12 protein-coding genes are annotated in these 11,948 nt (G+C 33.0%); all 12 read left to right on the top strand.

The window, feature by feature from the left end; translation table 11 throughout:
- Positions 1 to 11 precede the first annotated feature (11 nt).
- Positions 12 to 491: a PAAR domain-containing protein gene (locus tag ACIPKN_RS07300; RefSeq protein WP_400934637.1), complete on the top strand. Its 480-nt coding sequence runs from the start codon at positions 12 to 14 to the stop codon at positions 489 to 491.
- 13 nt (positions 492 to 504) lie between these two features.
- Positions 505 to 1,662, top strand: a complete 1,158-nt coding sequence (locus ACIPKN_RS07295) for a hypothetical protein (RefSeq protein ID WP_400934635.1) — start codon at positions 505 to 507, stop codon at positions 1,660 to 1,662.
- A 17-nt stretch (positions 1,663 to 1,679) separates the two neighbouring features.
- Positions 1,680 to 2,438, top strand: a complete 759-nt coding sequence (locus ACIPKN_RS07290) for a hypothetical protein (RefSeq protein ID WP_400934633.1) — start codon at positions 1,680 to 1,682, stop codon at positions 2,436 to 2,438.
- A gap of 124 nt (positions 2,439 to 2,562) precedes the next feature.
- Complete coding sequence (locus tag ACIPKN_RS07285) at positions 2,563 to 3,162, top strand: hypothetical protein (protein WP_400934631.1); 600 nt, start codon at positions 2,563 to 2,565, stop codon at positions 3,160 to 3,162.
- Between the two features lie 21 nt (positions 3,163 to 3,183).
- The gene (locus ACIPKN_RS07280) at positions 3,184 to 3,516 is read left to right on the top strand and encodes a hypothetical protein (protein ID WP_400934629.1); all 333 of its coding nucleotides are present in this window, start codon (positions 3,184 to 3,186) and stop codon (positions 3,514 to 3,516) included.
- 23 nt (positions 3,517 to 3,539) lie between these two features.
- A complete protein-coding gene (locus ACIPKN_RS07275; RefSeq protein WP_400934627.1) occupies positions 3,540 to 4,631 on the top strand; it encodes a hypothetical protein in 1,092 nt (363 codons plus the stop codon).
- 5 nt (positions 4,632 to 4,636) lie between these two features.
- The gene (locus ACIPKN_RS07270; RefSeq protein WP_400934625.1) at positions 4,637 to 5,893 is read left to right on the top strand and encodes a discoidin domain-containing protein; all 1,257 of its coding nucleotides are present in this window, start codon (positions 4,637 to 4,639) and stop codon (positions 5,891 to 5,893) included.
- Positions 5,894 to 7,114 (top strand): discoidin domain-containing protein, encoded by a 1,221-nt coding sequence (locus ACIPKN_RS07265; protein WP_400934623.1) that lies wholly within the window; start codon positions 5,894 to 5,896, stop codon positions 7,112 to 7,114.
- A 1-nt stretch (position 7,115) separates the two neighbouring features.
- Entirely contained in the window at positions 7,116 to 8,573 is a 1,458-nt protein-coding gene (locus tag ACIPKN_RS07260) for a discoidin domain-containing protein (RefSeq protein WP_400934621.1), read from the top strand.
- Between the two features lie 17 nt (positions 8,574 to 8,590).
- The gene (locus tag ACIPKN_RS07255) at positions 8,591 to 9,700 is read left to right on the top strand and encodes a discoidin domain-containing protein (protein WP_400934619.1); all 1,110 of its coding nucleotides are present in this window, start codon (positions 8,591 to 8,593) and stop codon (positions 9,698 to 9,700) included.
- A gap of 40 nt (positions 9,701 to 9,740) precedes the next feature.
- A complete protein-coding gene (locus tag ACIPKN_RS07250; RefSeq protein WP_400934617.1) occupies positions 9,741 to 10,505 on the top strand; it encodes a hypothetical protein in 765 nt (254 codons plus the stop codon).
- A 1-nt stretch (position 10,506) separates the two neighbouring features.
- Positions 10,507 to 11,904, top strand: a complete 1,398-nt coding sequence (locus tag ACIPKN_RS07245; RefSeq protein WP_400934616.1) for a LamG-like jellyroll fold domain-containing protein — start codon at positions 10,507 to 10,509, stop codon at positions 11,902 to 11,904.
- The last annotated feature ends 44 nt before the right edge of the window (positions 11,905 to 11,948 follow it).

The following is an 11,948-nucleotide window of genomic DNA, read 5'->3' as shown; positions in this document are numbered from 1 at the left end:
GAGGATTATATATGGCAAATATAGCTTTACAAGACGCTACAATTGCGGAGTCTACTGCAAATGACCATATCACCTATAGCATTGAGGAATATCAAGGTAAAACTCCTGATTATTGTGTTACATGGAATCAATTTGGTCAGTGTATAGATTGGGATTCTAAACCTATCTATAAAGATGTGAACAAACAAACTAGCGCAACAGTCAAAGGAAAAGCAGTATCAACAGTTACCAATGTGACTATTCAGGGAAAAGCACCGATAGTACAAGGTGATAAAACAACAGAGAATGACACATATAACATACCTAGTGGTGGCACATATGTTAGTGGTTCTCATAATAACGCTCAAGGCACAGTAACAGTTGGCAATAGTAGAAATGTTTTCATCAATGGTAAATCAGTTGCTATTGATGGTTCTACTGTCACAACACATGCAGGAACTAGCTCTAAAATTAATGGTGGAACTAGTTCTACTGTAACAATAGGTTCATAAAGAAGGTGAGAATTTGGCAGTAACAAAACAACCCATTAATTATTTAGAATTTAACAACCCTATTCATATCGTTTGGCGAAAAGGAACACCTAGCGACCCTTTCGTTGATAGACTAGACATCACTCGTATAGTAAATCAACGTATTGCTCTATTAGAGATTCCTGATGAATTGTATCGAGTAAGGATTGCAAACATGTTTGAAGTAAACTACGAGAAGTTTATAAAAAGTAGTTTAGGAAAAAACGAGTTCTATTGTGACTATACAAATGGTTTTGTCTACTTCAATGGTGACAGAGAAGCTGAGACAGTTTCTATTGTGTATAAAGGTAGAGGTGTCATTCTATACCCTTCTAATCGAATTATTCACTATGATGGCACTAATAGCACAGAGACATTATACAAAATCATTGAAGAAGCAAAATCTCAGATTCAAGAACTAATCGGTCAAACAGCAAACTTTGAAGAAGTTTTAGAGAATATGATTATCGCTACAAACTTAACAAAAGATGCTACAGACATTGTTCTTGAAACAAATGATAAAGCACTACAATACATCGAGCTAGTCAAAGACGCTTATGAGACTACTGTATTAATCTATCAACCTTATGTACAAACACAAGATGATATAGCTAAAAAATACCCTTACCCTCAAGTTGGTTGGACTGTTCAAGTATATGATACAGGTATTCGCTATAGATGGAATGGCAAAGATTGGATTCCTATAGATGCATTAGGTGGTAATATCCCTAAAGCTACTGATGAGTATGATGGTCTTATGTCTAAAGAACACTACATTAAAATGGAAGACATTAGTGGTGAGACAGATTATAGAACTATCGTTTTCATTTGCCCTCAGGAAATTATACAAGGTGTCCAAGACCCTCATGTAGTATTCCCTCACAACGGAGAGCTTTTAGATATTAAAGCATTTGTCTCAAAAAAAGGTACTGTTGATACTTTGATAGATGTAGAATTATCGAAAGATTTCGATAATTGGTCTTCTATTATTGATAAACCTGTTTCTATTAATGCAGGAAGCCATAAAGATAATAGATTACACAGATTAAAAACAATAAAGATTAAAGAAAATGACGTTTTCAGGTTGAATGTGTCTAATATCAAAACAGACGCTTACAACCTGACAGTAAATATTAAAATAAAAATTGATTAGAGAGTAGGAATTTAATTATGGCAACAACACCGCCTGAGGTATCATGGTATGAAGGAACAAATGAATTTTCTAAGAAAATAGACTACACAGTAAATTATGGTACTGTAGATGCTGACTCACCGTCACCAACTAAAGTATTCTATATTTGGAATAACCGAGCAGGTAAACAAGACTGCTCTAAAATGGAAGAAGTAACATTTACAACTCGTGACCGAGATGGTGGAGATGGAAGTAAAAATGGAAACATTGTTCAAGCAGTTATGGATTGTTGGTTTAATGTTCGTGTAGATAGCCTAAATGAACAAGAATTCTTGCCTGTTGGTAAAAGTGGTGTTAAAGATAAAAATAGGTCAGGTGTTAAAGACTTAGGAACAACAGGAACAACAACAAACGTAAATGCTTCTACTGCCCAAGTTTGGTCTGCTAAAAAAGATTTAGCATTAAACACTTATGTCCAACCAAAAGAAGCAAATGGTTTTATTTATAAAGTTGTTAAAGCAGGAAGAACAGATGATGTTAATGAACCAAAATGGGCAAATAATGAAGCAAACCCTACATTTGATGGCTTAGATATAGAATATCAAGCTATCAAAATCGAAAAGACACCTAAAACTAAAGAAATTTTAGGTTTGGCAAATGATACGAAGGAAGATGGCTCTAACGCTCACTTAGCAGGCGGTAACTTTGTTCAGATTTCTGTGTATGCAGATGTACCAGTTGATGCTTTAGCAGGGAAAAACCTTTTATTACAACGTGTTTCATACCGTTACGTATAAAAGTAACATAATGATATTTAACAAGTAAAATAATAATTTTACAGGGCTAGGGGCTTTCTCCCCTACCCTATTTTTTATGGATTTTTTAATAGAAACTTTCAATACAATGAAGGAGATTGATAAAATGTTATTCACAAATGGACAAAATTTACAAGCAATTGGTATTCCCTTTAATTGGAACGCTGATTATGTAAATGGTAAAAACTATGCTGAGTATGACCTACTTACGCATGAGAAAAATGATTTTTATTTAATTCAGAGAAATCAGGTTATTCGTTTTGGTTTGTTTGGTCAAGGGATGAAATTTTTCTTCGAAATGTCAGATGGTTCATTCAACCTAATGAGAAGAAGAATTGAAGTTGAGTATATTGATGAAGATGGAAAAACTTATCATTTAACAACAAATTTCGAAAACAAAGACCTTATCACATATAAAGAAGCTTACGCTGATTACAGTAATGTACAAGGTGTTCAACGCTCAAATATCAAGTCAATTAATTTTGGCTACAAAACAGTTTATAAGAAAGATGATGTGCAACTATTCTTCCAACCTGTTGTTTCACTACCATTTAGTGATAGTGCCTTTATTGAGGTCAAATTAACATCAAACAAGGATATGAATGGCTATTTGGTATTCAAATCAAGAGGGATTGAAGTAGAACGCTTCTATGCCCCTTTAGAAGCCAATAGAGCAGGTCAGATTAATTGGGTAATCAAAAACTAACGTAAAGAGAGGAAATGCACTATGAAACGATTTTGGCTACGTCTTCCCGATAAAAATAATTCCTTAGAAATAACATCTACGAACAATAAGTTATCAACATTTGAATCATCAACTGAGAAGGTCTACACAGTAGATACAGGGAAATACTCACTAGAGAAACTAAGAGATAATCTTGTTAGTAAAGGTTTAGATGCTAGGATTGGAGAAATAAAATATTCTAAAAATTCTAAATTTATTGTATTATTTTTAAACAATTCATTCACAAATGTAAGTGGTAGTTTTATTACTTTCATTGGTGGTATAGAGTCAATTGATACAGGAGATAGACTAGAAGGAAACATAATTCATATTTAAAAATCAGGAAAGGAAGATACTCTATGACAGTTATAGGCGGTAATTTAGAACGCAAAGAGATAGGATTGCCTATTGGTGTTTCAGGAACACATAACAATACTGAAATCAATAAGTCAACAGGACACCTTCAATTAATGCAAGTTGATGTTGATGGTCAGGGAAACCCTATTTACACCGAACAAGGTTCTTGGACTTCTGATGTAGTTGACTTAGGCGATAAGTTTAAGGACTTCGAAAAAGTATTTACCACTAAAACAAATAAAGGAGCAAGCTCTTTCGCAGTACTAACAAGGATTTCAGATAATGGCAGGGATTGGTCTGATTGGACTGCTATAGCTATGGATGGAGCTATTCAATCTGATACTAAACAATTTATTCAAATTAGAATAGATTTATTTGCAGGCTTTGTGACAGATGAGTTCATTATAACAAAGTCAGATTTTGAAGCTAATCCTTTTGTTGAAGAAATACAAACCACAGCAGGAGGATATATCGTTCCTACTTTGACTTCAAACACATCTGCTAGTACTACACATGGTATTGCATTTGCAGAAACAGAATATCACTCAGGTAGCTACCCTGCTTGGAGAGCATTTGACAATGTTGACCAACCCGAAGGATATATAACGCAAAATGGTATTCTTAGTGGATACTTAGGCTTCGTTTTCAATAGTGCAATAAAGATAAATAGATACAAGGTAAGAAGTATTGGGCAGGCAAACATATTGCCATATATGATTAAAGATTGGGTTCTTGAGGGAAGTTTTGATACAACAAATGGTCATGATGGAAAGTGGATTGAGCTTGATAAAAGAATTCATACTTTCACTACTATTAACACAGATGCTATATGTGATTTCAATAACACTCAAAGCTACAAAGGCTATAGAATTAAATGGCAAACAAACAATAGTGGCTCAAGTTATTCAGAAGTTGGAGCATTAAACTTTTATAAAGAGTCTAATACATCTCTCAGGCTAAAAAGAGACTATGTTTTTGACATGGAATTAGATTCAACATGGTCAGATACAGGAAGTTTACTCAGAAAGAAAATCACTCGTGATGATTGGATAAAAATTGATAGCTTGAATCCTATCTTTAAAGAAGGTGTTTAATTGTAATGAATATTATTGATGCAAGATGGACTAAAAACTCAAGTTACACTGCCACTAACGCATCTACAGAAGTGATGAATACACTAGGTGGTAGAAAATTAGGAGAGGGTGTCTTTTATTTTGAACTCACTACTCCTGATAGTGGGAGAATGATAAACAGATGGATAGGGTTTGTTTCAGTTGATGGAACTAACTATAATCAACCTAATTCATACCAAATACTTTGGCAACCACAGTTGGATACAATCTATGGAATTGAGTTAGATTTAACATCACCTTCGACACCTAGATATAGGTATCACATGAATGGTGGAAGCTTTAGCTCACTTATAGACATTAAGGGTTCTAACGGTGTGCCATTATCTATAATAAAACCTGCTATCGGTTCAGCAGATGGTTCTAATAGCGCAATCCCCTTCACTATTAACGCAGGGCAAGAGCCATTTGCATACCCATACAAAGCACCTAACCTATATTCATTTGATGGAAAGAAAAAGATGCATAATGAAAACAAAACTCTTGTTTTACATGATGGCGAGTATAAGAAGTTTAACCCTAAAATATTAGGTAAAGACCCAACTATTAATGCAGTACCAAATATGACAAGTGATACTAGCCCAAAAGGAAGAGTAACAGCAAGGGGTGCTTATGACCCTGCTTGGAAAGCATTTGATAGAAATAACTCAACATATTGGTATGACAATGGCTCTAGTGCAAGCGCTCCATCATGGCTTCAATACCAATTTGACTCTCCAAAAATGATAAATAAAATTACACTAGCATCCCTATCAATTTCAGGTAGCTTATATGGATTAAAAGAATTCACTTTGTTTGGTAGTTATGATGGCTTAAGCTATGACAACCTTCTATCTGTTAACAATCATCCTAACAGCAATGCTAAAGTAACCTATGATTTCAATAATAGCAATGAGTATTTATTCTATAAGTTACAATTTGGATTAAGTCACCATAGTTACTATACATTAGTCAGTTCCTTTGAGATGTATGAAAAAGATACTCTTGATATTCCTGCTTATTGGTCAACAGTATCTTCTACTCTACCTACTTCAACTAAGTTCTTTGAGGAAGGTATGGACAACCTCTCTCCCCTACTAGAGCGTACAACTACAACTTTAGAGCCAACTGAAATGACACAAAGAAATGACATTTTATTATCAGGAGAAGTTGGTAAAACATTTAGTAAAACCATTGACTTAAACAAGTATTTTGATATTAGAAGTATAAGAACTGGGGTGAGATAGATGAATGTAATAGTTTGGTATGACATTATAATGACTTCTAGTACTACACCTGCTCCTTATAGTGTCACAGCATCTTCTAAATACAGCAATAATTACGATGGATGGAAAGCTTTCGATGGTTTGATAAATAATGATGATGGCACTGCTCGATGGCTAACATTGAATGGCACAAAAATCGGTCACATCATAATAAAACTAGACAAACCAAGTGTAGTAAACGCAATTCAAACAAACACAACATCACTTTTTGAAGTTCAATATCCAACTAAAATTGCTATATATGGTTCTAATGATGGCTTATCTTTTATAAGATTATCAGATTTAAACAGACCTATATCATATATTTCAGAACAATTGTTTGTTAATGAAACACAGTTCTTATACTATAAAATAGAAATTTTACAGAATAATGGTGGAGAGTATACAGGTTTTTCAGAAGTAAAACTAGGATATGAGAAGAAACCTGAAAACAAAACTCTTATTTTACATGATGGTGAATACAAAAAATTTAATGGATATATTCCTTCTATACCTCCTAGTGTTAGCTCAAAAACAATTATTCCTGCTATGACTTCCAATACTAGCCCAACTGGTGAAGCATTTTCAAATAAAAATTCAGGAAGTGCTTTCCGCCTTTTCGATGGAAATCACTCTTCTGCATATCCGATGAGCTATAGACAGCAGGATGCAATTATTGGATACAATTTCATGAAAGAAGTAAAGATAGTTAAATATGGTATAATCTGCGCTAAATATTATGGTCTTTCTGCATGGAAGTTTGAAGGCTCAAGTGATGGTGTAAATTGGACTACATTGGATTCTCAAACAGGTCAAAGTTGGAATGAAGGTGGAGAGAAAATTTATACAATAGCTTCTTCTAATTATTATGAGAGATATAGAATTAATTTTTCTAAAACTCAAAATTACGAAAGCACTTCTTTTTATGAGTTGAAAATGTATGAGTATATTGAAGAAATACCATCTATCCCATACTATTGGTCAACAGTTTCCTCTACGCTACCAAACTCCAAAGAATTTCTAGAAAAGGGAATGGACAATCTTTCTCCCCTATTTGACCGCACATTAACAACACTAAATACTATGGAAATGACCAATAAAAGTGAGATTTTAGATGTTGATGAAATAGGAAAAGTATTCAGCAAAACAATTGATTTAAAGAAATATTTTGACATTAGAAAAATCAGAACTGAGGTGGAATAATTTGCCAAAAATAACTGTTGGCGATAAAAAACTGACATTTAATAATATCTTTTATGTTGATTCAATAAAAGGCTCAGACACAAATGATGGTTCATTGTCTTCTCCTTTCGCAACAGTAAATTATGCTGTTTCAAAATGCGCTACAACAGGTGATGCAGTTTTTGCAAAAGCAGGTACTCATGATGTCACTAGAATTGCAGGAACATATGATTCAGGTGGGCTTTGGGATGATAATAAAGCAATTTCATTCATTGGCGAAAGAGGGAAAACAATATTTTTATGTGATGGAAGGAAACATAACGGTAGAGATACGCACTGTATTATGTTTAAAAATGAAGGAACAAGAGCTTATCAAATTATTTTTGATTTTCACACAGGCAATGGTAATAGAACCCTTAATTACGAAACCTCTATTTGTTATGTAGATGGTTCTAGCGTTAGAGGCGAAGTACACAATTGCGTTATAAAATACAGTACAAATGTAGCGCCAAGCTTAATGTATGGAAACAGCGCTTCATCTACTATTAAGTTTGTAAATTGTGTTTTTGATGTGCAAAAAAATTTTACTAGTAGTTATACAGGAATAGGTTCAACAACGTTAGAAAACTGTATTACAAACTTCACTTTTTACGAAGAAGGAACAAGACTAAATGTATACAACAAATGTTCCTTTGATTCAAAGTATCACATCTCAAACTATAATGAAGTTAATCTAGGTATTGGTGTTTACTCAGGACTATACCGTTGGGTTGCTGATAGATATTTATTTAAATCAAAATCTAGAGGATACTCTTTTGAAGATATTGAGCATAATTATGACTTTATTTTATCCTCTGATACCTCCCCTTCCCCATTCTCTGTGAGTTCTAGTGGTATCTATGGTGATGCTTACCCTGCTTGGAAAGCTTTTGATAGAGATATTGCAACTTCTTGGTTAGCGCCTAGTGGAAGCACAACAAACCAATGGATAACTCTTAATTTTGGTGAAAAAGTGAATATTGATATGGTTAGTATTCAAGGTATTTCTTATGCTATAACTTCTACATATGTAGTAACAGCTAATCCTAAGAACTTAAGGATTCAAGGCTCTAATGATAATGCTAGTTGGAAAGAGCTATACTACGCTACTGGTTTAACTTGGACAAAAGAAGAAATAAAAACCTTTTCATTTGATAACTATGAAAAATTTCAATATATAAGAATTTTTATTGAATCTAACAATGGTGCGCCATATATAGGGATAAGCGAAATTAAGTTTGGCTTTAAGATGTTAAAGTCTTATAAAATACCAACTATTTCGCAGAGGAATTTATCAGATTATGGTATGACAATTATACCTCCTATGGATAGAATTGTATTTGAAGATAATCATATATTACAAGATAATGTCTCAAAAAATGCGGAAGGTTTTTGGGTAAAAAAATTAGATAGAAAACCTTTGTGTATCAGTTTTAATTAGAGAATAGAGGTGAGATAATGAATTGGTATTTAAAAATAGAAGGCTCAGGTGGAGGTACTAGTGGTAGTGGAATACTTTATATTGAAGTGTATGACCAAAAAGGCAATCTAGTAAAGTTAACAAAAAGTGATGTTGTTGAAACTAACTGTAACACACGAAACGCTGACGATAACTATGTCCATATGTTCCAAACAAGAGGTTCTTTACCTCCATACAATGGTATTGCTAGTGGAATTTTTTATACTATAAAGCTTCCTGATTATGTTGAGGGTTTTGAAAAAGTATTTGTAAAGAATTGGACAAATACTTCTTATGAAGTTAGAGATATTAAAGTAAGTGTTTCAAAAAACAATATTGAGTACGAAAAAATCTTTGATGATACTTTTAGTATGGCAGAAGGAAAGACAATTTTACAAAATTATTCTTTAGGAACACATAGACTATTATTACAATCCAACAGTAAAATCTACTCTATAGAATCAATTGACACAACATATGAAACTAAAATGACTTCCAATACTACCCCATCTCCATACCAAATAACATCTAGTGGTGATTTCAATTCATCCTATGCTCCTTGGAAAGCTTTTGATGGTAAAAACACTGAATACACAGACTCATGGATTACAACAAGTGGAAGTCCTTTAGGGTGGATTCAAATAAATTTTGGAACTAGGAAGAGATGTAACAAACTGTCTCTTACAACAAGAAACTATAGTGACAGTAACGCCACTGCTCCTAAAGAGTTCAAAATTTCATGTTCTAATGATGGATTATTATGGAATGAGTTAGCACAAATCCAAAATCAAACAGGTTGGAAACAAAATGAGACTAGGATATTTGAATTTACTAATGAAAGAGCTTATCAATACTACAGAGTTCAAATAACAGTAGCAAACTCAGCGTACTATTCTGCTATTGGTGAGTTGGTCTTTGGTTACAAAGGTGTATCTCTAGTAACTCTACCTAATAAATCAGTTAGAAATTTCTATAGTTATGGCAAAAGAGATTTCGAAGGTCTTAATAAACCTATAAATAAAGTAGACCATGTTTTACAAGATATTGAACCAAATACTATTATAACGAAGAAGATAAGCAAGAAACTACTCAGCATTAGTTTTAAATAGTGCTGAGTTTTATTTTTTAAAAATAGAAACAGGTGATAAAATGAAAGAAACATATGTGATAGAGCTTTTTGATTACTTTTCCAGCAATGGTGCAACCATTACTGAAATAGAGCTTTATTATGGCTCTAAAAAAGTTAATTATCGTGTATTAGATGCATACGATACAGTAACAAAAGGAGTTCCTCATTACTGGAATGACACCTCTTATTGGGGATTTGATAGGCTATCAAACAACAACAAAAAATATACTAACAATTCAACAGGTGGAGATTCTTCCACACTTTTCATTTATAGTTTAAATTCAACAGCAGGTCAAGGTAATTGGGCTAGGTTTTCAATAGAGACAGATGATGTAATAACTAAAATGGTCATATGTTTAGGCTCCCCTGATGGGAGAATACCCAAAGAAATAACTATCTTTCGTGTGAATGGTAAATATAGCTCTACTTTATTAAATAGCAGATTAACAGATGGTTTAAAAGAAATAGAAAAACTCAATTTAAACAGCAACATCTTAGCTCCTATTGACTTTGAAGTGAAAGTTAATGAGTATGGTTTCTCTATTTATAGTGATATAACAAATGAATATTATTCTCTATCAGATAACACCCTCATTCACCTACCTGACAACTCTACTAAAAACATGATTTTACATGGTATTGAACAAGGTAAAGAAATTCAATTAGATGTTCCTTTTGATAAACATAGATACTTTAATGACACACCTGTCGCTAATGTAAGTGGTAAAGTATTTACACATGATATTGGTAAAATCAATACATTGAATATAAGAGAGGTGAAATAATATGTTAGGTCAATCATTGCCACAGCCTGAAAATGGTTGGAGAAGATATAATGATAATTATACTAGATTACATTATGTAGGAAGTTGGGCATATGGTGCTAACACTAGTTACTATCAAGGTGATAGAACTTTGTCTAATAAAATTGATGACTATGTGAAAATAACATTCACAGGCTCTAATATTCGTATAATAAGCGCAATAGGAGCAATAGGAACAGAAACAACAAATTCATCTCAAATTGATGTGAAGATAGATAATAATCCAATTGAATCTTTTTCTATAGTGTCTACCACTTCTTCTGCAACATTGTTTCAAGTAGTAGTTTATGAAAAACTAAACTTACCTCAAGGCATTCATACTATAACAATTAAAAATAAGCAAAATCTTAATTTCACTTTGGACGCTATTGACATAGATTCAAATGGGGAACTATTAAGACATGATTACTTTGAAACAGACTATGAAGAACCAATGCGTAAGTATGGTATCGCATGGTATGACTTTGATGAATCAAGTGGAAACACTATAGACAAATTAGGCAGTGGATATGTTGGTACAATTACAGGTGCAACAAGAGTTAGTGGTTGGAATGGTGAAGGAAATGCACTAGATTTTGATGGTATTGATGATGTGTTAGTACAAACACTAGGAAGTAGTGCTGACATACCTTCTACTGGTGGTTTAACAATGCGTTTTAAATTTAAGTGTAATACCAATAAATCAACAGATATGTATATGGTGGCATCTCTTAATGCTTTTACAACTCAAAAAGGAATGACGATATATATAAACAACGGCAAAATCGGTACTGCTTGGTCAAATTCTGGTGGAAATTTTTGTTATTATATTGTCTCGGAAAATACTTATATAGATAATAAATGGCATGACTTATTTCTCTCTTGGGATGGGTTAAAGGACTCATTGGTATACTTGTTTATAGACGATATGACAAAACCTATTGCTAAAGTTAAAGCAAATTTTAACAACAATGGACATCTATATCCTAATTTTAATATTGGCAGACTAGCTGGTGTTACTAATGGATGGTTTACTGGTCAAATTGATGATTTCCAACTCTATGATAAAGCTCTCTCCCCTTCTGATTTCACACAAAAACGTTTAGTAGTTAAAACCTCAGACAATAAAAACCTTGTTTTATCCCCTACTTCAACTCGTGTAAAAGAAATCCCTAACACAGAAGAATATATGATATTAGCTCAAGGTGGAATAGTTAGAGAGATTGATTCAGCAGTCGATAGACCACCTATTGATTTTACTAAAACTACAACTGAATATGAGATTGTGACTAATAATAAATCAGCATTAGGCAAAGGTAGAATGTTTACTATCCCTATTGGCAGTTATTTTAAAACAGCAATGATTGAGGACAACTATTAAGTTAGTTGTCCTTTTAATATAGAAAAATATTGGAGGTCAATACA

The organism is Lysinibacillus sp. NPDC086135, from assembly GCF_044746345.1.
Taxonomy (GTDB): domain Bacteria; phylum Bacillota; class Bacilli; order Bacillales_A; family Planococcaceae; genus Lysinibacillus.
Note: the sequence above shows the minus strand (reverse complement) of the source record. Positions and strands in the feature narration are given on the sequence as shown.

What these genes read in the sequence shown, in the direction of transcription:
- ACIPKN_RS07290 (WP_400934633.1), top strand. Translation starts at nt 1,680, where the DNA reads ATGGCAACAACACCGCCTGAGGTATCATGGTATGAAGGAACAAATGAA.
- ACIPKN_RS07300 (WP_400934637.1), top strand. Translation starts at nt 12, where the DNA reads ATGGCAAATATAGCTTTACAAGACGCTACAATTGCGGAGTCTACTGCA.
- ACIPKN_RS07285 (WP_400934631.1), top strand. Translation starts at nt 2,563, where the DNA reads ATGTTATTCACAAATGGACAAAATTTACAAGCAATTGGTATTCCCTTT.
- ACIPKN_RS07255 (WP_400934619.1), top strand. Translation starts at nt 8,591, where the DNA reads ATGAATTGGTATTTAAAAATAGAAGGCTCAGGTGGAGGTACTAGTGGT.
- ACIPKN_RS07265 (WP_400934623.1), top strand. Translation starts at nt 5,894, where the DNA reads ATGAATGTAATAGTTTGGTATGACATTATAATGACTTCTAGTACTACA.
- ACIPKN_RS07270 (WP_400934625.1), top strand. Translation starts at nt 4,637, where the DNA reads ATGAATATTATTGATGCAAGATGGACTAAAAACTCAAGTTACACTGCC.
- ACIPKN_RS07250 (WP_400934617.1), top strand. Translation starts at nt 9,741, where the DNA reads ATGAAAGAAACATATGTGATAGAGCTTTTTGATTACTTTTCCAGCAAT.
- ACIPKN_RS07245 (WP_400934616.1), top strand. Translation starts at nt 10,507, where the DNA reads ATGTTAGGTCAATCATTGCCACAGCCTGAAAATGGTTGGAGAAGATAT.
- ACIPKN_RS07280 (WP_400934629.1), top strand. Translation starts at nt 3,184, where the DNA reads ATGAAACGATTTTGGCTACGTCTTCCCGATAAAAATAATTCCTTAGAA.
- ACIPKN_RS07275 (WP_400934627.1), top strand. Translation starts at nt 3,540, where the DNA reads ATGACAGTTATAGGCGGTAATTTAGAACGCAAAGAGATAGGATTGCCT.